Origin of the sequence: Tenacibaculum tangerinum, assembly GCF_029853675.1 — a bacterium.
Classification (GTDB): Bacteria; Bacteroidota; Bacteroidia; order Flavobacteriales; family Flavobacteriaceae; genus Polaribacter; species Polaribacter tangerinum_A.
The window spans coordinates 2474047-2496391 of the sequence record NZ_CP122539.1; the positions used below are offsets into that span (position 1 = coordinate 2474047).

The 22345-nt window shown below is 31.0% G+C and carries 21 protein-coding genes; 15 read left to right on the top strand and 6 right to left on the bottom strand.

Going from position 1 to position 22345, the window contains the following annotated elements; all coding sequences use genetic code 11:
- The first annotated feature begins 181 nt into the window (after positions 1-181).
- On the top strand, positions 182-1498 hold the full coding sequence (locus P8625_RS10970; protein WP_279650505.1) for a M16 family metallopeptidase: 1317 nt from the start codon (positions 182-184) through the stop codon (positions 1496-1498).
- Between the two features lie 19 nt (positions 1499-1517).
- Positions 1518-3566, top strand: a complete 2049-nt coding sequence (locus tag P8625_RS10975; RefSeq protein ID WP_279650506.1) for an insulinase family protein — start codon at positions 1518-1520, stop codon at positions 3564-3566.
- A 241-nt stretch (positions 3567-3807) separates the two neighbouring features.
- On the opposite strand, the gene P8625_RS10980 is transcribed toward P8625_RS10975, so the two are convergent.
- Positions 3808-4041: a hypothetical protein gene (locus tag P8625_RS10980; RefSeq protein WP_279650507.1), complete on the bottom strand. Its 234-nt coding sequence runs from the start codon at positions 4039-4041 to the stop codon at positions 3808-3810.
- A gap of 202 nt (positions 4042-4243) precedes the next feature.
- Here P8625_RS10980 and P8625_RS10985 point away from each other — a divergent pair, with 202 nt between their 5' ends.
- From P8625_RS10985 to P8625_RS16400, 6 genes are all read left to right on the top strand, one after another.
- Positions 4244-7543, top strand: a complete 3300-nt coding sequence (locus P8625_RS10985; RefSeq protein WP_279650508.1) for a DUF4175 family protein — start codon at positions 4244-4246, stop codon at positions 7541-7543.
- A gap of 36 nt (positions 7544-7579) precedes the next feature.
- Positions 7580-8986 carry a hypothetical protein gene (locus P8625_RS10990; protein WP_279650509.1) on the top strand — a complete coding sequence of 469 codons (1407 nt, stop codon included), beginning with the start codon at positions 7580-7582 and terminating at the stop codon, positions 8984-8986.
- Positions 8986-9402, top strand: coding sequence for an rRNA maturation RNase YbeY (gene ybeY / locus P8625_RS10995; protein WP_279650510.1), 417 nt, complete (start codon positions 8986-8988; stop codon positions 9400-9402). The genes P8625_RS10990 and ybeY overlap by 1 nt, the downstream gene beginning before the upstream one ends.
- A 29-nt stretch (positions 9403-9431) precedes the next feature.
- Positions 9432-11309: a tRNA uridine-5-carboxymethylaminomethyl(34) synthesis enzyme MnmG gene (gene mnmG, locus P8625_RS11000; RefSeq protein WP_279650511.1), complete on the top strand. Its 1878-nt coding sequence runs from the start codon at positions 9432-9434 to the stop codon at positions 11307-11309.
- Between the two features lie 116 nt (positions 11310-11425).
- The gene (locus P8625_RS16395) at positions 11426-11848 is read left to right on the top strand and encodes a class I SAM-dependent methyltransferase (protein ID WP_407704736.1); all 423 of its coding nucleotides are present in this window, start codon (positions 11426-11428) and stop codon (positions 11846-11848) included.
- Positions 11827-12282, top strand: a complete 456-nt coding sequence (locus P8625_RS16400; RefSeq protein WP_407704737.1) for a class I SAM-dependent methyltransferase — start codon at positions 11827-11829, stop codon at positions 12280-12282. The genes P8625_RS16395 and P8625_RS16400 overlap by 22 nt, the downstream gene beginning before the upstream one ends.
- Positions 12283-12424: 142 nt before the next feature.
- Here the strand turns inward: P8625_RS16400 and P8625_RS11010 are convergent, their stop codons facing one another.
- Positions 12425-12823, bottom strand: a complete 399-nt coding sequence (locus P8625_RS11010) for a DoxX family protein (protein WP_279650512.1) — start codon at positions 12821-12823, stop codon at positions 12425-12427.
- 139 nt (positions 12824-12962) lie between these two features.
- On the opposite strand from P8625_RS11010, the gene P8625_RS11015 reads away from it, so the two are divergent.
- The gene (locus P8625_RS11015) at positions 12963-13883 is read left to right on the top strand and encodes an SPFH domain-containing protein (protein ID WP_279650513.1); all 921 of its coding nucleotides are present in this window, start codon (positions 12963-12965) and stop codon (positions 13881-13883) included.
- 59 nt (positions 13884-13942) lie between these two features.
- Here P8625_RS11015 and tatA read toward each other — a convergent pair whose 3' ends face one another.
- The 3 genes from tatA to rnr all read right to left on the bottom strand — a co-directional run bounded on the left by tatA (position 13943) and on the right by rnr (position 17123).
- Positions 13943-14137 (bottom strand): twin-arginine translocase TatA/TatE family subunit, encoded by a 195-nt coding sequence (tatA, locus tag P8625_RS11020; RefSeq protein WP_279650514.1) that lies wholly within the window; start codon positions 14135-14137, stop codon positions 13943-13945.
- Between the two features lie 33 nt (positions 14138-14170).
- A complete protein-coding gene (locus P8625_RS11025; protein ID WP_279650515.1) occupies positions 14171-14848 on the bottom strand; it encodes a head GIN domain-containing protein in 678 nt (225 codons plus the stop codon).
- 76 nt (positions 14849-14924) lie between these two features.
- Complete coding sequence (gene rnr, locus P8625_RS11030) at positions 14925-17123, bottom strand: ribonuclease R (protein WP_279650516.1); 2199 nt, start codon at positions 17121-17123, stop codon at positions 14925-14927.
- A 118-nt stretch (positions 17124-17241) separates the two neighbouring features.
- Between rnr and P8625_RS11035 the strand changes: the two genes are divergently transcribed.
- The 5 genes from P8625_RS11035 to P8625_RS11055 all read left to right on the top strand — a co-directional run bounded on the left by P8625_RS11035 (position 17242) and on the right by P8625_RS11055 (position 20636).
- Positions 17242-18153 (top strand): diacylglycerol/lipid kinase family protein, encoded by a 912-nt coding sequence (locus P8625_RS11035; protein ID WP_279650517.1) that lies wholly within the window; start codon positions 17242-17244, stop codon positions 18151-18153.
- A gap of 75 nt (positions 18154-18228) precedes the next feature.
- Entirely contained in the window at positions 18229-18393 is a 165-nt protein-coding gene (locus tag P8625_RS11040) for a hypothetical protein (protein WP_279650518.1), read from the top strand.
- 688 nt (positions 18394-19081) lie between these two features.
- Positions 19082-19513: a ribose 5-phosphate isomerase B gene (gene rpiB / locus P8625_RS11045; RefSeq protein ID WP_279650519.1), complete on the top strand. Its 432-nt coding sequence runs from the start codon at positions 19082-19084 to the stop codon at positions 19511-19513.
- On the top strand, positions 19513-19953 hold the full coding sequence (locus P8625_RS11050; protein ID WP_279650520.1) for a GNAT family N-acetyltransferase: 441 nt from the start codon (positions 19513-19515) through the stop codon (positions 19951-19953). Before rpiB ends, P8625_RS11050 begins: the two co-directional genes overlap by 1 nt.
- Positions 19954-19955: 2 nt before the next feature.
- The gene (locus P8625_RS11055) at positions 19956-20636 is read left to right on the top strand and encodes a hypothetical protein (protein WP_279650521.1); all 681 of its coding nucleotides are present in this window, start codon (positions 19956-19958) and stop codon (positions 20634-20636) included.
- 3 nt (positions 20637-20639) lie between these two features.
- Here P8625_RS11055 and P8625_RS11060 read toward each other — a convergent pair whose 3' ends face one another.
- Positions 20640-21194, bottom strand: a complete 555-nt coding sequence (locus tag P8625_RS11060; RefSeq protein WP_322790480.1) for a pseudouridine synthase — start codon at positions 21192-21194, stop codon at positions 20640-20642.
- 135 nt (positions 21195-21329) lie between these two features.
- On the opposite strand from P8625_RS11060, the gene recA reads away from it, so the two are divergent.
- A complete protein-coding gene (gene recA / locus P8625_RS11065) occupies positions 21330-22337 on the top strand; it encodes a recombinase RecA (RefSeq protein ID WP_279650523.1) in 1008 nt (335 codons plus the stop codon).
- The last annotated feature ends 8 nt before the right edge of the window (positions 22338-22345 follow it).

Here is a 22345-nt window from a genome sequence, read left to right on the forward strand (position 1 = left end):
CACTTTCTTACTGAAAATGCGGGTGCAAATATACATTTTTTACATCAAAAAAAAATGTATTCCTCAGAAAATTACTCTTTTAACCCAAAAAAGATTTTTTTTTACTATTTCAATTGTAACAATTAGTATAACTTCACGTCAAATACATGAAAATCATTAAAAATTAAATTTCAATCAACCAATGAGAAAAAGAGTTATCACTCTAGCTTCAGCTTTATTAGTAGGCCTTTCGGCTAATGCGCAAAAAGTTGAATTTGAAGAGTACGATTTAAGCAACGGTATGCATGTTATTTTGCACCAAGACAATTCTGCTCCTGTAGTTACTGTTGGGGTAATGTACCATGTAGGATCGAAAGATGAAGAAACTGGTAAAACAGGAATGGCACATTTTTATGAACACTTACTATTTACTGGAACTGAAAATATTGGTCGTGGTGAATGGAGTAAAATTCAAGCTGCCAATGGAGGAACCGGAAATGCAAATACGAACTGGGATAGAACCTATTACTACGAAACATTTCCTTCTAATAATTTACAATTAGGTTTATGGATGGAGTCTGAACGATTATTACATCCAATTATCGACCAAAAAGCTGTCGACACACAAAATGAAGTTGTAAAAGAAGAGAAACGCCAACGTATGGACAATGCTCCTTATGGAAAAATTATTTACGGAGATGTATACAACCATATTTTCGACAAACACAACTACGGAAGACCAATGATTGGTTATATCGAAGATTTAGATGCTGCTACTTTAGCAGAATTTCAAGATTTTTACAAAAAATGGTATATGCCTAACAATGCCGTACTTGTAGTGGCAGGTGATTTTGAAAAAAAATCAACTAAAAAATTAATAAAAGACTACTTTGAATCAATTCCTGCAAGAACCCTTTCTAAAAGAGACAACGTAGTAGAACCCGAAAGAACTCAAGAAAAACGTGTAAAAGAGTACGATTCTAACATTCAGTTACCAGCTATTTTATTAGCGCACAAAACTCCTTCAATGAAAGAAAGAGACTCTAAAGTTTTAGATGTAATTTCTACTATTTTAAGCAATGGTAAAAGTTCTAGATTGTACAAAAAATTAGTTGACGATAAGAAAAAGGCATTACAAGTATTTTCTTTTGCTCGTAATTTAGAAGAACATAGTGTATATAATATTGGAGCTATTCCTTTAGGGAAAACGTCGTTAGACGATTTAATTAAAGAAATGGACGAAGAAATTGAAAAATTACAAACAGAGTTAATTTCAGATAGAGACCTACAAAAAGTTCGTAATAAATTTGAAAACCAATTTGTTGCTTCAAACTCTAGCGCACAAGGTATTGCCAACTCATTAGCAAGAAATTATATGTTAGTTGGAGACACAAACCAAATTAACAAAGAGTTGGACGTTATCAACTCTATAACCAAAGAAGAAATCAGAGCGGTAGCTAAAAAATATTTGGCTAAAAACCGTCGTGTTGTTATCGAATATTTACCAAAAAAGAAATAATCATCTAAACTGAATTTTAATGAAAACGAAAATATTTTCAATTATAACAATAGTATTTCTATCATTAACTGTTTCAGCACAGATTGATAGAAGCCAACAACCAAAACCAGGTCCAGCTCCTAAAATTAACTTAGGAACTCCTAAAAAGTTTGCCTTACCAAACGGATTGCAAGTTTTAGTGGTTGAAAATCATAAATTACCAAGAGCATCTGCTACATTAACTATTGATAACCCACCAATGTCTTATGGAAATAAAAAAGGAGTTGAGGGCTTATTAAGCGGAATGCTTGGAACAGGATCGACAAATACCCCAAAAGCAACGTTTGATGAAGAAGTTGACTTTTTAGGAGCCAACATCTCTTTTTGGAACGAAGGAGCAAGAGCTAGTTCTTTATCAAAGTACTTCCCAAAAGTATTAGGATTAATGGCTGATGCGGCTTTTAATCCTGTGTTTACTCAAGAAGAGTTTGACAAGCAAGTGAAGCAGTTTCTTGACGAAATTAAAAATGATGCTAAAAATGTTAAAGCCATTGCTAGTAGAGTTGAGAATGCGTTAACGTATGGAAAAAATCACCCTTTTGGAGAATTTACTACTGAAGAAACATTAAAAAATGTTACGTTACAAGATGTTAAAGACCTATACAATGAAACATATAAACCAAATAATGCTTACTTAGTTATCATTGGCGACGTAAACTTTAACGAAATTAAATCACAAGTTGAAAACTTATTTGGAGCATGGAAAAAAAGTGATTTAATTGTTCAAAAACTACCAAAAGTTGAAAACCCTTCAACTACAGAAATTAATTTTATCGACATGCCTAATGCTGTTCAATCTGAATTATCTATCATTAATGCAGTAGATTTAAAAATGAACGATAAAGATTATTATGCAGCATTATTAGCCAACCAAATTCTTGGTGGAGGTGGTACAGGTAGACTCTATAAAAACCTTCGTGAAGATAAAGGATATACCTATGGTGCATACTCGGGAATTGGATCAAGTAGATACGCTTCTCGTTTTAAAGCATCGGCATCGGTAAGAAATATGGTTACCGATAGCGCAATGGTTGAAGCGATGAAAGAAATAAACAAAATTCGCTACCAAAAAGCAACCCAAGAAGAATTAGATATTGCAAAGGCTAAATACATTGGAAGTTTTGTTCGCAATGTTGAAAAGCCTGAAACAGTAGCCTCTTATGCTTTAAACATCTTAACAAACAACTTACCTGCTGATTACTATAAAAACTACTTAAAAAATATTAATGCAGTAACCTTAGACGATGTACAAAACGCAGCGATTAAATATTTTAATGCAGATAAGGCTCGTATTATCATTACAGGTAAAGGGATTGATGTTTTAAAGAACTTAGAAAATACAGCTGATTATAAAATCAACTATTTTGACAAAAACGGAAACCCTACTGAAAAGCCATCCATGAGTTTACCTATTCCCGATGGTGTAACAGCTGCAACTGTTGTAGATAACTATTTTGAAGCGATTGGAGGAAAGGATAAAATAGCAAGTATAAACTCTGTAATGTTTACTTCTGAAGCTGAAGTTCAAGGAATGAAGTTGAATTTAGTTCAAAAATCTGCTGCCCCTAACAAGTCATCTACAACCGTATCGATGATGGGTAACGTGATGCAAAAAATGGTTTTTGACGGAACCAAAGGCTATGCAGAAGGACAAGGACAAAAGAAAGAATTGTCAGGTGAGGAATTAGAAAAAGTAAAAAAAGAATCCTATCCTTTTACTGACAAAGCCTATAAAACTGGAACTTTAGATAGAATTGAACCTATTGACGGTAACAATACTTATGTTATTAAGTTTGGAGAAAAAGAAATTTTCTATGATGCAAAATCTGGATTAAAAGTAAAAGAAGTAACAAAAGCTAAAGGACCTCAAGGAGAAATGACGTTACCTATTGTATTTTCAGATTACAAAGAGGTAAATGGAGTTAAATTTCCTCATAAAATGACTCAGAAAATGGGACCTATGGAGTTGGAATTTATCACAAAAGAAATCAAAATAAACGAAGGGGTTTCTGATGCTGATTTTCAATAAACATTAATTTTAAAAAAACTTAAAAGAACCAAAACAGACGTTTTGGTTCTTTTTTTATGTAAAACACTTAACAGTTTTTTGATAATAAATTATTGATCTTCAATAAATTGAAAGCATATAGCATATCAAATTTACATTACGAAGCTATCTTGACGTTATTTAACATCCCTTTTTTAGTTACACTTCACAAAAAAAGCAGCATTTAATTAAATACTGCTCGAATCCATTTTTCTGCTTTGCTTTAGCTTATACAACATTTATCATCGTGTATAACTCCTACACAACTTACACCTGTAGGTGTATCGAATGCACACGGGTTACCTTCTCCAAAACCAATATATCCGTTGCCTCCTGGATAACTTTCATGACAGCCTGTAAGATCACATTCGCTGCTTCCAGAGAAGAAACCACCTTGAATATTTTTTTGTGCTATTTTATCGAGCAAAGTTCCTAAGTTTGAAATGTTTTGTAGCATAATTTAATGTTTTTAAAATTAGTTTTTGTAAAATAATTCAACTTTGAAAATTAAATGCCTTTTTTACCATACAAAAAGTATGGAAAAACCTTATTTTTTCTATAAAATGCTCGGTTTATGAGCGTTTATGAAGGAAATATAAAGGTTTAAACAACTCTTTAACTAATATTTCTTTATAAAACACGTATTTTTATACTTGAATATGGAAGATTTTAATAAAATACAACAAAAACTACAACAGTTCAGTACAAAGTTTTACGTGAATGAATTGATAAAAGGAAGCATTTTATTTGTTTCGTTAGGGTTGATATATCTATTTTTTACGCTATTTATCGAATATTTTTTGTGGCTAAAACCAACGGCTAGAACGGTGCTTTTTTGGTTGTTTATTATTGTTGAATTGTTTTTGCTTTTCCGCTTTATTTGTTTTCCTATTTTTAAAATTGTCGGTTTACAAAAAGGTATTTCCTTTGAAGAAGCCTCAAAAATTATTGGAAATCACTTTCCTGAGGTACAAGACAAATTATTAAATGTTTTACAATTACAACAAAATAATCAACAATCAGATTTATTAGCGGCGAGTATTGAGCAAAAATCGAAAGAATTACACCCTGTTTCATTTAATAAAGCTATTGATTTTACTGGGAATAAAAAATACTTAAAATATGTATTAATTCCTGTTTTTATTTGGCTAATTTCCTTTTTTACTGGTGCTTCAGAGAAGCTTTCACAGAGTTTTAATCGTGTGGTAAACCACTCGGTTGCATACAACCCTCCAGCACCTTTTTATTTTAATTTAACAGTTAAAGATTTGCGTGTTATTAAAGGAAAAGATATTACAGTGTATTTACAAACCGAAGGAGAGGTAATACCTCAAGAAGCGAAGATTCATTTTAATAAGCAACAATATTTTTTAGAAAATGAAGGAAATGGCTTGTTCTCGTATACGTTTTCTGAGGTTCAAAACCCCATTACTTTTTATGCTAGTGCCAACGGAATTGAATCTGATACCTATAAAATAGCTGTAATCAATACCCCATCTATTCAAAATATTTCACTGCTTTTAACGTATCCGTCATACATACGAAAAGCTTCTGAAACAATTAATAACACAGGAAACTTACATGTTCCACAAGGAACAATGGTAACATGGAATGTTAAAACTTCTGAAACCGATACCGTTAGCTTTGTTGAAAAAGACAAAAGAACCATTTTTAAACAAAAAGAGAACAATGAGTTTGAGTTTACAAAACGTTTGATAAACAATACCAATTATCAAATAACTACCTCTAATAAAAATCTTACAGATTACGAACAACTTCAGTTTTCTATAACCGTAACCAAAGATGAATACCCAAGCATTAGAGTAAATTCTAACATTGATAGTATTTCTCGTGGTAACGCACAGTTTGTAGGTCAAATTGCTGATGATTATGGTTTTAAGAAATTAGAATTGGTTTATTACGATAAAAATAATATTCAAAAAACTGATAATCAGTTAATTAAAATAAATAAAGAAAGCATTCAGACTTTTTATTTTGAATTTCCCGGAAACTTAAACCTAAAAGAAGGTGTAGATTATGAAATGTACTTTCAGGTATATGATAATGATTTGGTGAATGGTAGTAAAAAAGCTATGAGTAGAAAATTTAGCTATCGAGAAAAAACAGAAGAAGAAATAGAAGAGGAGTTATTACAAGAGCAAAAAAACTATATTGAAAATATTACCAATTCGTTAGACGAACAACAAAAAAGTAAAAAGGACTTAGAAAAAATTCAATTCAATTTACAAAATAAAAAGAATGTGAATTGGAATGACCAGAAGAAAATTCAGAATTTAATAAAGCGTCAAGAGCAGTACCAACAAATGATGCAACGTCAGACACAAAAATTACAAGAGAATTTTTCAGAAAAAAAAGAAGAAAATGAAACTCTAGAACAGAAAAAAGAGAACCTTAAAAAACGTATTGAGGAACTTAAAAAATTAGAAAAACAACAAAAATTGCTAGATGAATTAATGAAGTTGGCAGACAAACTAAATAAAGAAGAGTTAATTAAAAAAACCAAAGAGTTAGCAGAACAAAACAAACAACAAGAACGTAGTTTAGAGCGTATTTTAGAAATGACGAAGCGTTTTTATGTCGAGCAGAAAATGAATCAGTTGGCAAACAAACTTGATGAATTATCTAAAAAACAAGAAGAGCTAAGTAATAAAGAATCGAGTAAAGAAGAACAGCAAGAAATTAATAAAGAGTTTCAAAAAGTAAAAAAAGACTTAGATAATTTAAAGAAAGATAACGAAGAATTGAAACAGCCCATGGAAATACCTTCTATGGAAAATTTAGAAAAGCAAGCCCAAGAAGAACTGAATAAAGCAGAAGAAAACCTAGAGAAAAACAATGCTGCTAAAGCTAAGAAAAAACAAAAAGAAGCTGCTAAAAAAATGCAGGAAATGAGTCAAAAAATGCAGGAATCTATGCAATCGATGAGTGCTGAAATGGAAGAGGAAAATATGGAGGGATTACGTCAAATATTAGAGAATCTAATCATCTTTTCTTTTGACCAAGAGGCCTTAATGAATGATTTTTCTTCTTCAGATTCATCGCATCCTGACTTTGGAAAAAACTTACAAAAGCAATATCAACTCAAAACCTATTTTGAGCACATAGATGACAGTTTGTTTGTGCTTTCAATGCGTATTCCTAGTATCTCTTCAACAATTCAAGATGAACTGGCACAAGCACATTATAATTTGGACCAGTCTTTAGAAAACTTTGCCGATAATTATTTTCAAAATGGTTTGTCTAATCAACAATATGTAATGACTTCTGCAAATACATTAGCAGACATGTTAAGTGATTCTTTAGATGCTATGAAAAATCCAACACCAGGCAAAGGAAATGGGAAGGGGAAGGGGAAGTCTTTTAGTTTGCCAGATATTATTCAACAACAAAATGAATTGATGGAAAAGATGAAGCAAGGAAAGCAAAAGAAAGATCAAGGAAAGCCACAAGACGGAAAAGAGGGTAAAGAAGGACAAAAGAAAGGCGAAAAGGAAGGACAAAATGGAGAACAGAATGATGATTTAGATGGTGAATTGTATGAAATTTACAAAGAACAATCACAATTAAGACAACAACTTGAAGATGCTATTAAGCAAGGAAACGATAGCAATGGTAACGCTAAAAAGGCATTAAAAGAAATGGAACAATTAGAAAATGAAATTTTAGAAAAAGGTTTTACACAAGAAAGTATAAATAGAATGCAGCAATTAAACTATGAATTGCTAAAATTAGACAATGCTACTTTTGAACAAAATAAAGATAAACAACGTAAATCGAACACCAATTTACAAGAGTTTGATAACAATACAGCTAAAGAATTGAAATTTAAAAAGTTGTTTTATAACCAAACAGAGATATTAAACAGACAATCACTACCTTTGCGCCAAAATTACAAGAAGAAGGTGCAAGAGTATTTTAGCCTTCCGAAGGATAAATAATTAATTACCTATTAACTCTTTTTAATTTATTATTAAATGAATTTACTTTTAAAATTTTCATTCTTTTTTCTGTTTGTATCTATGAGCTATGCAAATACAGTTCGTAATTTGGTTACCTTACCAAAGCACTTTAAAGTAGAAGATACGTTTTCTGGAGATTTATCAGAGAAAGAATCTTTCCATCTTATTTTTTCAAAGAATAAACAAAATAGAAAAAACACTGTACATTCTTTTATTTATGATGGCAAAACCATTACCGAGCTACAACCTTTTGAAAGTGTGGAAAAATATAGTCTTATTTCCTTTCACAAAAAACAAGGAATCCTTTCCTTATTGCTGAGTTATAAAGAAAAGAATAAAGAATACATAAGGAGAGTAGATATAAACCTAAACACTAAAGAAATCAAGCAGGAAACCCCCTTTGTACATGAAGATTATCTTTCTTCTATAAGAGAAAATGATAGATCTATTTTAATATACAAAACGAAAGAAGAAATAACTATTTCTCAATTTATTGGAATTAATCAACCAAAAAAATTCACGTATACATTTCGTAAAAAAAATGATGATTACTCTACTTTTTTTAACGAAAATAAATTAGAAGCCATTAAAACAAATGAATTTATTGCCAATGGTTCTACTGCCAATTTCCGAGTGTATTTTGATGAAAATCATCTTATTTTCACCAAAGAAAGTACATCTGATAATATAACAAATGTAGTAACAGTTCCACTTGATGAAAAAGATTTTATTCCTTCAAAAATCAAAACGTTTACCAATAAAAAAGCAGATGGAATTTACAAAAAATTTACTTCCTTTTATTTTGATAGTAAAATTTACCAATTTGGAAATGATAAAAAAACGGGAAGTATTAAAATACACCATATTACAACAAATAAAAGTAAGCTTATTAATGTAGATGATAGTTTATCATCAAAAATTAAAGGAAATGATGCATTTGCTGGTGTAACAGCATTTTTAAAACAAGCTGGTAAAAACAAACACAAAACAACCATTACAGCAAATCCAACAAAGAATAATAAAATAAAAGTCAGAGTTGATTATGTAAATATTGATTATTCGTATCACTACAATTGGTGGTGGCATCATCAACAATTTATGATGTGGCAACAACAAAATATGATGCGTACTATTCCTAGTGGTTTTGGTCCTTCGCAACCAAACGACATCTATTTTAACACCTATACATTCGCTGAAGAAAAACGTTATTTTGAAATATTACTCGATAGTGAAGGAAACTTATTGAATGAAGAATTACCAGAAACGATGTATAAAGAAATAGACAAAAAAAAGTACATTGAAAAACTAGAAGAAATTAAAGATTTTAAATATGAATCCAGTTGTTTTTTAAAAAATAGTTTTAGGTTTATTAGTTATTCTCGTAAGCAACAAGGTTTCATTTTTCAAACAAACAAGTTGTAATGATTACATTTAATTACGAAATTGAGTTTCAATTAAACAATGAAGAAAACACTTCTGAATGGATACAACAATGTATCGAAAAAGAAGGTTTTGAGTTAGGAGAAATCAACTATATTTTTTGTGACGATGCTTATTTACATAAGCTCAATATGGAGTTTTTACAACACGATACCTTAACCGATATTATTAGCTTTGACTATACCTTGGGTAAATTGGTTGGTGGCGATATTTTTATTTCTGTAGAAAGAGTAAAAGAAAACGCTAAAGAATTTCATACTTCTTTTGAAAATGAATTGCACCGAGTAATTATTCATGGTGTTTTGCACTATATGAAATATCGAGATAAAACTGATGAAGAGAAGCAAATAATGCGCTCTAAAGAAAATGAATTTTTAAAAATTTTAAATAACATATAAAAGAGTTCCACGTGGAACTAACTATAAAAATGAGTTTATTTAATACGACATACGATGTTATTGTAGTAGGAGGTGGGCACGCTGGTAGTGAAGCAGCAGCAGCTAGTGCAAATATGGGAGCGCACACTTTGTTAATTACAATGAACCTTCAAAACATTGCTCAAATGAGTTGTAATCCTGCTATGGGTGGAATTGCAAAAGGGCAAATAGTACGTGAAATTGATGCTTTAGGAGGTTACAGCGGAATTGTAACCGATAAAACAGCAATTCAGTTTAAGATGCTTAACAAATCTAAAGGACCCGCTATGTGGAGTCCAAGAGCACAATCAGACAGAATGCAATTTGCTGAGTGCTGGAGAACGTTGTTAGAACAAACTGAAAATCTAGATTTTTATCAAGATTCTGTAAACGGATTATTGTTTGAAGGCAATACGATTGTAGGGGTAAAAACTGCTTTAGGTTTAGAGATAAAAGCAAAAACGGTAATTGTAACTGCTGGTACTTTTTTAAACGGATTAATTCATATCGGTGAAAAAACATTTGGTGGTGGTAGAGCAGGAGAAGGGGCTTCAACAGGAATAACCGAAGATTTGGTTGCAAAAGGTTTTGAAGCTGGTAGAATGAAAACAGGAACACCGCCTCGTGTAGATGGTCGTTCGTTAGATTATACTAAAATGACTGAGCAACCAGGTGATGCTACTCCAGAAAAATTCTCTTATTTACCCGTAACAAAGCCTTTAACGAAACAACGTTCTTGTTACCTCACATATACGAATCCTGAAGTACACGATTTGCTTAGAGAAGGATTTGAACGCTCGCCAATGTTTAATGGTAGAATTAAATCGACAGGACCTCGTTATTGTCCTTCTATAGAAGATAAAATCAATCGTTTTGCAGAGAAAGAACGTCACCAAATCTTCGTAGAACCCGAAGGCTGGAATACGGTAGAAATTTATGTAAACGGATTCTCAACATCGCTACCAGAAGATATTCAAGATAAAGCAATACGAGCTATCCCTGGTTTTGAAAACGTCAAATTTTTCAGATATGGATATGCAATTGAATACGATTATTTTCCGCCAACACAATTAAAACATAATTTAGAAACGAAGTTGATTGAAAACTTGTTTTTTGCGGGTCAAATTAACGGTACAACAGGCTATGAAGAAGCAGCTGCACAAGGATTAATGGCAGGTGTAAATGCAGCCTTAAAAACCCAAAATAAAGAACCATTTATTTTGAAAAGAAGTGAAGCATATATCGGTGTTTTGATTGATGACTTAATTACCAAAGGAACCGAAGAACCCTATCGTATGTTTACCTCTCGTGCAGAATACAGAACCTTATTACGACAAGATAATGCCGATTTACGTCTTACAGAAAAAGCGTATAAATTAGGTTTGGCTTCTGAAGAAAGAATGAATAGGGTAGAAGAGAAGAAGAAGAAAACTCAAAACTTAATCGATTTTATAAAAGATTTAAGTGTTAGTAAAGAAGATATCAATCCTATTTTAGAACGTAAAAATTTAGCAACTATAAATCAATCTATGAAGTTGTACAAAATTGCTGCAAGACCTCAGTTATCTTTTTCTGATTTTAAGTCAATAGACAAACTTAAAAACTATATACAAGAGCATTCAATTGATGATGAAATTATAGAACAAGTTGAAATTCATTTAAAATATTCTGGATATATAGAAAAAGAAAAAAACAATGCTGACAAATTGAATAGATTAGAAAACGTACCCATTCCGTCGACATTCGATTACAGTAAAGTAAAATCATTGTCGTACGAAGCCAGGGAAAAGTTATCTAAAATACAACCCACTTCCATTTCACAAGCAAGTAGAATTAGTGGAGTTTCACCTAGTGATATTTCTGTTTTACTGGTTTATATGGGTAGATAAACAGCAATTTAAAATTATAAAAAAATAAAATGTTCCATGTGGAACATTTTATTTTTTTACGTATAATTGTCTTGTAAATTAAAGGTTCCACATGGAACATAAATAGCAACATCAACTTGACTACAGAAAAAGAGTTATATATAAACTTAAACCCGTTTCTAAACTGTATAGATTACACAGTATCTTCTGAGAGCTATGAAGTAATGAAAAACGAAGATTATGATATGTTGGTTACTTCTCCTGTACCAGATAATTTAGAACAGTACTACGCTAGTGACGATTATATTTCTCATACAGATAGTAAAACTTCTCTTTTCGATAAAACCTATCAGTTAGTTAAAAACTACACGTTAAAGAAAAAATTAAAATTAATTAATTCTTTTAATACAGAAGATAAATCGATTTTAGATGTTGGTGCAGGTACTGGTGATTTCTTAAAAGTCTGTCAAGATGATGGATGGAAAATAACAGGGGTTGAACCTTCTAAAAAAGCACGAGAATTTGCGAATAAAAAAAGGTGTTTCTTTTTGAAAACTTAACAGAAATTGAACAAAAGAAATTCGATGTAATTACTTTATGGCATGTATTAGAACATGTACCTAATTTAGCAGAATACATACAACAACTTAAGCTACTTCTAAAACCAAACGGAACTTTAATCGTCGCTGTTCCAAATTATAAAAGTTTTGATGCAAAACACTATAAAGAGTTTTGGGCTGCCTATGACGTACCAAGACATTTATGGCATTTTTCAAGAACTTCTATCTCTAAAATATTTTCATTTGTTAACATGAAAATTGAAAAGACCATTCCTATGAAGTTTGATTCTTTTTATGTTTCCTTACTTTCTGAAAAAAATAAAACTAAAAAAATACGACCAATTTGTGCTTTTTTTATCGGATTGAAATCAAATATAAAAGCAAAACAATCTGGTGAATACTCTTCTTTAATTTATATCTTAAAAAGTGTGTAAAATTAATTTAAAACTATTTTAAAGGATTTAAAATATAAAAACATACAAACACCTTACAAAAATATAAAAACCTGTTAAAACGTATATTTTAACAGGTTTTTATATAATTAAAATTAATTATATTATAATTATTTAATAAGTTTTATCTATTTAATAAATACACCCCTAAAATTGTAATAATAAAGTAAACTGCTAACGTCATTGCACCAGCATAATCTTTTGCTAAACGTTGACCAATTAACAAGAAGATTAACGTTACTGCAGAAAGTTCTGCACCAATTAAAGCAATAGTATGATTACCTGTTGTTGCTAAGTGAAAAATTCCAACAAACATTAATCCACCCGCTAATAATTCCATGACTAAAATAATAGCCAATAAAATGGGCACCGAATTTTTGAGTGGAGAATTTTTGAAGTGTTCTTTAATAAAAGATAAATTTCCTTTCCAATCGCTTACCTTATCGATTCCTGATTGTAAAAAAGTAACTATTAAAAAAAGTAGAATTAAAATTTCTGTGATGCTTTGTTGTATAAGTTCCATGTGTTGATTTTTTGCAAATATAATTTTTAAAAAAAGAATTGTAACAAATCAAAAAAAATAGTCTTATTAGTATGTACTATTTTAATAGTATCTTTATAAAAAAATTACTAACTAAAATTTTAAAACTATGCCTGTTTTTATGTATCCGATTATATTTTTCGGAATTATTATTTTACTATCCTCATTTTTTATTGTTAAACAACAAACCGCCGCCATTATAGAGCGTTTTGGTCGCTTTCAAAGTATTCGTCACTCAGGACTTCAATTAAAAATTCCTATTGTAGATAGAATTGCAGGAAAATTAAGTTTAAAAATTCAACAATTAGATGTTATTGTTGAAACAAAAACCTTAGATGATGTTTTTGTGAAACTAAAAGTATCGGTACAATACAAAGTAATACGAGAAAAAGTGTATGATGCTTTTTACAAGCTAGATTATCCGCACGATCAAATTACCTCGTATGTATTTGATGTAGTTCGTGCAGAAGTTCCTAAAATGAAGTTAGACGACGTATTTGTGAAAAAAGACGATATTGCCATTGCTGTAAAGGCAGAGTTGAATGATGCGATGATGGATTACGGGTACGATATTATAAAAACATTGGTTACCGATATTGATCCAGATGCACAAGTAAAAGCTGCTATGAACCGTATCAATGCTTCAGAGCGTGAAAAAGTTGCTGCTCAATATGAGGGGGATGCTCAGCGTATTTTAATTGTTGAAAAAGCAAAAGCTGAAGCTGAAAGTAAACGTTTACAAGGACAAGGTATTGCCGATCAACGTCGTGAAATTGCTCGTGGTTTAGAAGAGTCTGTCGAAGTTTTAAATCGTGTAGGCATTAACAGCCAAGAAGCCTCTGCTTTGATTGTAGTTACACAACATTACGATACATTACAATCGTTAGGTGAAGAAACCAATAGTAACTTAATTTTACTGCCTAATGCGCCACAAGCTGGAAGCAATATGCTAAACGATATGGTAGCTAGTTTTACTGCGAGTAATCAGATAGGTGAGGCCATGAAAAAAGCACAGGAAAAAAAAGTGATAAATAATAAGTAAAAAAATAAAAAAACCGAAACTTTAGCGTTTCGGTTTTTTTATAATGTATTGATAATACCTTATTTTTTTTCTTCTACTTTATCAGTACTATCTTCATCTGCTTTACTAGCGTCTTTAAACTCTTTTATACCAGAACCTAATCCTTTCATTAGCTCAGGTATCTTTTTTCCACCAAAAAGTAATAGAATAACAACTAATACAATTACAATTTGATACCCTCCTGGAATCCCTAAAAATATAGTAAGTTCATTCATTTTTATTAAGTTTTGCGCTACAAAGATACGAAATTAACTTCGGTGTTCAATTACCCCACCAATTACTTTTTTATCTCTTAAAACTTCTGGTGTCCCTTTGTAAAAAATAGTTCCTCCGAACGATACTTTCGCATCTAAAGTTTCACCTGCTTGTACTTCCACTTTTGACCCAGAGCCAGCTTGAACAATATTGGTTTGTGCTACTTCAAGTTTGTACCCGTGATACATGCCACCCAAATTTGCCTCTACTGTTTGATTCTTAGTAGTCCCTGTAAGCTTAATCACAGCCCCTGAAGAACTTTTTACTTTTAAGTGCTTAATGTTTACCACAAGATTTATAAAAGCACCTTCTTGAGCTTTAATTTCAATTTGTTCTTGTTCAATATCTTTTCCTGTAATAATAGCACCTTCATTAGCATCAATTACTTCTAAATCTTCGTTGTAATACAAAGTTGCTTTTACTTTACCATCAGCAATAGTTTCAGGAAATTTTAATAATACTTTTAAGGTATAACCTTCAATTTTTATTTTTACTTTATCTGCCTTTTCGCCAGTAACTACAATTTTAGAAGTATCAGCTTTTACCAATTCCAAATCAATACCACTGTATACTTTTAGTTGATAAAAACTTTCTAATTCTTTTGTTATGGTCGTTTGTGCTGAAGCTGTAAAAGTCATCAAAAACAAACTTATAATTGCTAACTTCTTCATATAAAATTCTATTAGTTGATTGTGTACTTTCAATAATTGTACCAATACCATAAAGAAAAATAAGTAATTTTATTGCTTACTCGTGTGAAATTAATTCAAAATCAAGATGTTTGCGTTCTAAATCGGTATGTTTTACCTTTACAACAACGTCATCACCTAATTGAATCATATTTTTGGTAGATTGTCCTATAACGGCATATTGTTTTTCATCAAATATGTAATAATCATCTTTTAAATCTTTGATACGAACCATACCTTCACATTTATTCGCTTTGATTTCTACATAAATTCCCCATTCAGTTACGCCTGAAACCACGCCTTCAAATTCTTCATCTTTATGATCTTGCATGTATTTGACTTGCATGTATTTGATAGAATCTCTTTCGGCTTTCGCTGCTAATTCTTCCATTTTTGAAGAATGTTTACATTTTTCTTCATAAATTTCTGCTTTTGGAGACTTGCCACCCTCTAAATAATGTTGTAACAAACGGTGTGTCATCACATCAGGATATCTTCGAATAGGAGAAGTAAAGTGGCTGTAATAATCAAATGCCAATCCGTAATGACCAATATTTTGAGTAGTATATTCAGCTTTACTCATAGAACGTATGGCGAGTGTTTCTACCATATTGGCTTCTCCCTTACCATGAACATCTTTTAATAGTTTATTTAAACTTTGAGACGTTTTTTCAGGTGTTTCGGTATTGATATTGTATCCAAACTTGCTAATAATATTTTGTAACGCTGCTAACTTATCAACATCGGGTTCATCGTGTACACGATATACAAAGGTTTTCTTACTTGGCTTGCCAGCAGATAATCCTACAAATTGTGCTACTTTTTTATTGGCTAGTAGCATGAATTCTTCGATTAATTTGTTAGCATCTTTCGCTTCTTTAAAGAAAACTCCTGTAGGATTTGCATTTTCATCTAAATGAAATTTTACTTCTACTCTATCAAAAGAAATGGCACCAGATTTCATACGTTTTTTGCGCATTTTCTTTGCCAATTCGTCTAATTTAAGGGTAGCTTCAACAATACGTTCATCAACTTCATAAGCTTCTCCTGTAAGAGAAACATCTGCAGGTATGGTATTGTTTTTCGTTTCTATAATTGCTTGCGCTTCTTCATAGGCAAAACGTTTATCAGAATAAGTTACTGTTCTACCAAACCATTGCTTTACAATCTGTGCTTTCTCATTCATTTCAAATACAGCAGAGAATGTTAACTTTTCTTCATTAGGTCTTAAAGAGCATACGCCGTTACTGAGCATTTCGGGAAGCATGGGTACTACTCTATCTACCAAATACACAGAAGTTGCACGGTCATAAGCTTCATCATCTAAAATAGTTTTCGGTTGCACATAATGAGATACATCGGCGATATGAATTCCTATTTCGTAATTTCCATTTTCTAATATGGTAAACGATAGCGCATCATCAAAATCTTTAGCATCTTTAGGATCGATGGTAAAGGTTAAATCGCCTCTCATGTCTCTTCGTTTGGCAATTTCTTCTTTGGTAATTGCTATCGGTAATTCTGAAGCTTCTTTTTCTACTTCTTCAGGAAATTCATAAGGAAGTCCGTATTCTAATAAAATAGAATGGATTTCGGTATTATGATCTCCTGGTTTTCCTAAAACCTGCGTAATTTTTCCAAACGGATTCTTAGAGTTTTCGGGCCAATCCGTTATTTTAGCTACTACTTTTTCACCGTGTTTGGCTCCATTTAGTTTACTTTGTGATATAAAAATATCGGCATACATTTTCGTATTATCGGGCAAAACGAATCCGAAATTTTTATTCATCTGTAGCACACCAACGAATTCGATTTTCGCTCTTTCTATGATTTCTACGACATCGGCTTCTAACTTATTGCTTCTTCTCTTTTTATATACATACGCTTTTACAGTATCATTATGCAGTCCTTTTCCTAAATTAACAGAAGGAACAAAAATATCTTCTTCAAAATCGTCTGAGATAAAGTAAGCATTGCCATTGGAAGTAGCGTCTAAAGTACCAATATGATATTTTCGATCTTCATTTATTTGATACTTGCCTCTGTCTACTTCTTTAATTTTTTTATTAGCTGTAAGTTCTGCTAGCTTTTTAATAATTTGAGTTTTTCCATCGGTATCAGAAATTCCCATTTTTGAAGCTATTTGCTTGTAGTTGTAATTTTTATTACTGTCTTCGTTAAGTATTTTGAAAATGCTTCGGGTAAGGTTTTTAATAACTTTTCCCTTTTTTTTATAGATTTTTTTCTTTCTAGTCATTAATCTTTCGTCTTATTTAATTTTTTGCCAAAGTACGAATAAAATTAATGTAAGTGATTTAAAATAATTGTTATAAATTCATTTCGTACTTTTCTCCTCTTCATTCAAAAGTTTTTATATGAATAGTTCTTGGTTTTTAATTGTTAATCCTGTAGCTGGTAATGGTAACTTTAATAAATATTGGAATGAAATTCAACAAGAATTAAAAATAAATAATATTGCTTATGAATATGCTTTAACAGCACATTCAAAACGTGAAAAAACGATTGTTCAACTAGCTATTGATAAAGGGTATACAAAAATAATTTCTGTAGGTGGAGATGGTACTTTACATCATATTATTAACGGAATTATGACTCAAAATAGTATTAATTCAAAAGATATTACTGTTGCTGTAATTCCTTTAGGTACTGGTAATGATTGGGTTAAAACATATAATATACCTAAAAACATTAAAACTGCTATTCATTTAATAAAAAAAGAAAAGTCAATTTTTCAAGACGTAGGTTACTTAGAGTTGTCTAATACTACTACTTACTTTAATAATGTTGCTGGTATAGGTTTTGATGGCTATGTTGTTAATAAGTTAAATAAATTGAAAAGATTCGGCTCTATTGCTTATTTAATTAGTGGAATAGCAGGAATTTTATTCTATAAAAAAACTACTTTAAAAATAGATATTGATGATATTTCTATTGAAACAAAGTGCTTAATGACTCTGTTTGGTATTTGTAAATATTCTGGTGGTGGTATGCAATTAACTGATTATAAAGAATCTAATAATGGCTTGTTGGATATTACTATTGCTAAAAACCTTTCTTTTTGGGATGTATTAGTTTCAATAAAAAGATTGTATAACGGAAAAATACTTCAACATAAAAAGGTAGAAACTTATAGCTCTAACTCTTTGTTAATAACTCCAAAAAACATTGATAATAAACCTTATATTCAAGCAGATGGAGAATTAATAGGTACGGGGAAAGTAAAAGTAAGTATTGTTAAAAGTGCTATTCGAATTGTTGTACCATAAAAAGTTAAGGAAATCTTAAAAAAATTGTAACATTTACCAAACTCACACGTCTTTAATAATAGAAGGTGGTTGTAAATGAAAAACTTACGAAAAATAATAGCACTATTCATTTTTATATTCATTACAGGAATTATTGTAACTGTAATGAGTATTCATGCTGCTTTGAATAAAAAAATTCCTTCAAAAGTTGTAAAACAAGACACAGTATACCTTATCAAAGCTTATAAAAAAAACTTTTGAGCCTTATTACTATTTGGTAACAGTTATTAACAAGCATCGTAATTGCATATTATTTTTTGCAATTTCGCTAGGCGGAAACGTCAAATATAAATCACACTTGTTTCCTTCAAATTCTCACAACTCTATATATAAGAGAATTCTTAAGAATTATAGTTTTAAAATTGTTATTAACATAGTATATTATTAATAAAAAGATTTTTAAAAATTTAAAAAAAGAAATGATTGTTATAATAGTGTGTTGATATATGGAATAAAAAATGGAGGTTATTTTTGGAGAAGTGACTTATTAAAATAAATAAACAAGTTATGAGTTAAATAAAATCTTAAAAATCAATTATAAGATGTACTTATTAACAAAAGTTATAAACAGTAATTCACCACAAATTATGAATAGTTAATTTAATTCTCAATGTAAAAAAGAGGTTAATTTTATGTTGATAAATGTTCATTAAAATCTTACAAAAAAAGTTGCATAAGTAATTGTTCTTCTTGTATTGTAAAATTTATTTAGAAAATCAAATTTTCTTTTCAGAATCTACTATGAGTTCTTAACAATTTGGTAATATAGCTTAACTCCTTAATTTTAAATAGGTTATTAAGAATGCTAAAAAAAGCATTGTTAATTACTGTTGATAATCGTGAATAACTGTATTTTTGTAAATCACAACTAAATTAAAATCAACAAATTATGACAATCGCTGTAGGAAATGATCACGCAGGTACCGAATACAAATTCGAAATAGTTAATCTTTTAGAAGAATTAGGGTATAAAGTACTTAATTTTGGTACAAATGATACGGATAGTATGGATTATCCTGATGCTATTCATCCTGCTGCAGAAGCTGTAGAGACAGGACAAGCAGCCATGGGAATTATTTTATGTGGAAGTGGTAACGGAGCACAGATGACGGCTAATAAGCATCAAGGGGTACGTGCTGCCTTGTGTTGGAATAATGAATTGGTAGCATTAACACGTCAGCATAACGATGCTAATATTTTAACAATTCCAGCTCGTTTTGTATCGTTACAACAAGCACTAGGTTTTGTAAAGATTTTCTTAGCTACCGAATTTGAAGGTGGGCGTCATGCAAACCGAGTACAAAAGATAGCTTGCTGTTAATGAATTTTATAGTAAAAAGATTTCAAGAATTAACAACTTCAGAACTGTATGATTTACTTCAATTACGTTCTGAAGTTTTTGTTGTTGAACAAGATTGTGTGTATCAAGATTTAGACGGTAAAGATCAAAAAGCATTGCATGTCTTAGGAGTAAAAGAAGGTAATATCATCGCCTATGCACGCTTGTTTAACAGTGGTGAATATTTTAATACGCCTAGTATCGGTAGGGTTATCGTAAAGAAAACGGAACGTAGATATGGATACGGACACGATTTGATGAAAGTAGCTATCAAGGCTATTTCTGATAACTATAAAGAAACTACAATTACCATTTCTGCACAAACCTATTTACAGAAGTTCTACGAATCTCACGGATTTAAACAAGTAGGAGAAGGGTATTTAGAAGATGGAATTCCGCATATAAGAATGGTAAAGAATTAATAATGAAAATAAGTAATTTTTTGACTAATTTAGGTGAAATATCACTTCGCATTAAAAGTGATGATGAAGTTAAAATAATTACTAGTGAATTAGGTTATAATATTTTATCAAGTTCATTTAAAATTGAAATTATAAAATTTTATGATGTTAAAAATTGGTTGAATAAAATTGAAGTTGAAAAAACTATAGGTTGGATTTTTAAAATACATAAGTTGAATGATCATAAAAGAGCATTGAGTTTTGATTGTATTTTAAGTCCTAATAACTCAAAAGTTACTTCTGAATCAGACACAGGTGAACACTTGGATTCAGTATGGATAAATGACGAAAAATATGTAGTTAGTATTGGTACAGAAGACGGTGAAATAATGAAAATTAGGGCAAAAAATAATGATTGGATGCCTTATAGATTTAAAGATAATTTAGGAATTATAAAATCAGAATCTTTTTTTAGTAAAAGTTATAAAGAAAAGTCTATTACGAAGATATTACCATTTGGTTTAGAAACTAAGATTCGTCAGTTATTTGAAGGTGAAAAATTATATTTTCATTATCTTATAGCGACAGATAAATTAAAGAAAAGTGAAGATTATATTGATGAATATAGTATTTCAACTCACCTAGCTGTGGATTATTCAAAAGAAACGTTAATTGAAAAGTTAAATTTGAAAGATTATTTTTAAAAACTAAATCAATTCCCCTACCTCTTTAACCTGCCCGACTTGCATATTTCCTAATAAAATATCACCTATACGAACACGTACCAAGCGAAGTGTAGGAAAACCAACTGCGGAAGTCATTTTACGTACTTGTCTGAATTTTCCTTCAGTTAAAGTAACCGATATCCATGGAGTAGGACCGTGACGAGCATCACGAATTTTTTTAGAACGTTCTGGAAGATTCGGAGCATCAATCAAACGAACCTTACAAGGTTTCGTTCTATATTTTTTTCCATCGAAACCAATTTCAACGCCATTTTTTAACTGTTCAATTGCTGTTGAAGTAATAGCACCATCTAATTGTACATAATATTCCTTTTCAACATCACCTCTGGTGGTAATAAAATCACTTACTTTTCCGTCAGTTGTTAATAACAACAAACCTTCCGATTTAGCATCTAATCTACCAACAGCCATGGTTTTTTCTGGAAAGTCGTATAATTCACCTAACAGTTTATGTTTTCCTCCCTTTTTTTGATTGGTAATAAATTGTGATAAGAAACCATAAGGCTTGTATATCATGAAGTGGCGATGATTTGACATCCTTACTTTTTTAAGAAGTACAATATTACAAAATGTAACATAAAAATATAGGATAATAAGCCTAGTTTTTCATAACTTAGCCATTCTTATTATTTAAAATAATTAGCACGATTTATGGCAGCAGATAAAGAGAAAGAAGCGAAACTAAAAGCGCTTCAACTTACACTAGATAAGTTAGATAAAACCTACGGTAAGGGAACGGTAATGAAGTTAGGCGACAGCCAAGTAGAAGACATAGATGCAATATCGTCGGGTTCTTTAGGATTGGATTTAGCCTTAGGAGTAGGAGGATATCCTCGCGGAAGAATTATAGAAATTTACGGACCAGAATCTTCGGGTAAAACAACCTTAACTATTCACGCGATTGCCGAAGCCCAAAAAGCAGGAGGAATTGCCGCTTTTATCGATGCAGAACACGCTTTCGATCGTTTTTATGCAGAGAGTTTAGGAGTAGATGTTGATAACTTAATTATTTCGCAACCCGATCATGGAGAACAAGCTTTAGAAATAACCGATAATTTGATTCGTTCAGGAGCGATTGATATTGTAGTCATTGACTCGGTTGCAGCCCTAACACCAAAATCTGAAATTGAAGGTGAAATGGGAGATTCTAAAATGGGATTACATGCACGCTTAATGTCACAAGCCTTACGTAAGCTAACAGGTACGATTAGTAAAACAAACTGTACGGTTATATTTATTAACCAGTTACGTGAAAAGATCGGAGTTATGTTCGGTAACCCTGAAACAACTACAGGAGGTAATGCTTTGAAGTTTTACGCATCGGTTCGTTTAGATATTCGTCGTAGAACACAAATTAAAGATGGCGATAGAGTAGTTGGTAACAGCACCAAAGTTAAGATTGTAAAAAATAAAGTAGCTCCACCTTTTCAACAAGCAGAATTTGATATTATGTATGGAGAAGGAATCTCAAAGGTGGGAGAAGTTTTAGACATTGGTGTAGAGTATGGAATTATAAAGAAAAGTGGCTCTTGGTTTAGTTATGGAGAAACGAAGTTAGGTCAGGGTAGAGATGCTGTAAAAGGTGTTATTAAAGACAATCCTGAACTAATGGAGGAGCTTGAAAATAAAATTAAAGAAGCTATTGAAAATCAAGAATAAGTAATTTA

Excerpts from the sequence above, each read along its gene's own strand:
- P8625_RS10970 (WP_279650505.1), top strand. The coding sequence starts at position 182 with ATGAGAAAAAGAGTTATCACTCTAGCTTCAGCTTTATTAGTAGGCCTT.
- P8625_RS10975 (WP_279650506.1), top strand. The coding sequence starts at position 1,518 with ATGAAAACGAAAATATTTTCAATTATAACAATAGTATTTCTATCATTA.
- P8625_RS10980 (WP_279650507.1), bottom strand. The coding sequence starts at position 4,041 with ATGCTACAAAACATTTCAAACTTAGGAACTTTGCTCGATAAAATAGCA.
- P8625_RS10985 (WP_279650508.1), top strand. The coding sequence starts at position 4,244 with ATGGAAGATTTTAATAAAATACAACAAAAACTACAACAGTTCAGTACA.
- P8625_RS10990 (WP_279650509.1), top strand. The coding sequence starts at position 7,580 with ATGAATTTACTTTTAAAATTTTCATTCTTTTTTCTGTTTGTATCTATG.
- ybeY (WP_279650510.1), top strand. The coding sequence starts at position 8,986 with ATGATTACATTTAATTACGAAATTGAGTTTCAATTAAACAATGAAGAA.
- mnmG (WP_279650511.1), top strand. The coding sequence starts at position 9,432 with ATGAGTTTATTTAATACGACATACGATGTTATTGTAGTAGGAGGTGGG.
- P8625_RS11010 (WP_279650512.1), bottom strand. The coding sequence starts at position 12,823 with ATGGAACTTATACAACAAAGCATCACAGAAATTTTAATTCTACTTTTT.
- P8625_RS11015 (WP_279650513.1), top strand. The coding sequence starts at position 12,963 with ATGTATCCGATTATATTTTTCGGAATTATTATTTTACTATCCTCATTT.
- tatA (WP_279650514.1), bottom strand. The coding sequence starts at position 14,137 with ATGAATGAACTTACTATATTTTTAGGGATTCCAGGAGGGTATCAAATT.
- P8625_RS11025 (WP_279650515.1), bottom strand. The coding sequence starts at position 14,848 with ATGAAGAAGTTAGCAATTATAAGTTTGTTTTTGATGACTTTTACAGCT.
- rnr (WP_279650516.1), bottom strand. The coding sequence starts at position 17,123 with ATGACTAGAAAGAAAAAAATCTATAAAAAAAAGGGAAAAGTTATTAAA.
- P8625_RS11035 (WP_279650517.1), top strand. The coding sequence starts at position 17,242 with ATGAATAGTTCTTGGTTTTTAATTGTTAATCCTGTAGCTGGTAATGGT.
- P8625_RS11040 (WP_279650518.1), top strand. The coding sequence starts at position 18,229 with ATGAAAAACTTACGAAAAATAATAGCACTATTCATTTTTATATTCATT.
- rpiB (WP_279650519.1), top strand. The coding sequence starts at position 19,082 with ATGACAATCGCTGTAGGAAATGATCACGCAGGTACCGAATACAAATTC.
- P8625_RS11050 (WP_279650520.1), top strand. The coding sequence starts at position 19,513 with ATGAATTTTATAGTAAAAAGATTTCAAGAATTAACAACTTCAGAACTG.
- P8625_RS11055 (WP_279650521.1), top strand. The coding sequence starts at position 19,956 with ATGAAAATAAGTAATTTTTTGACTAATTTAGGTGAAATATCACTTCGC.
- P8625_RS11060 (WP_322790480.1), bottom strand. The coding sequence starts at position 21,194 with ATGATATACAAGCCTTATGGTTTCTTATCACAATTTATTACCAATCAA.
- recA (WP_279650523.1), top strand. The coding sequence starts at position 21,330 with ATGGCAGCAGATAAAGAGAAAGAAGCGAAACTAAAAGCGCTTCAACTT.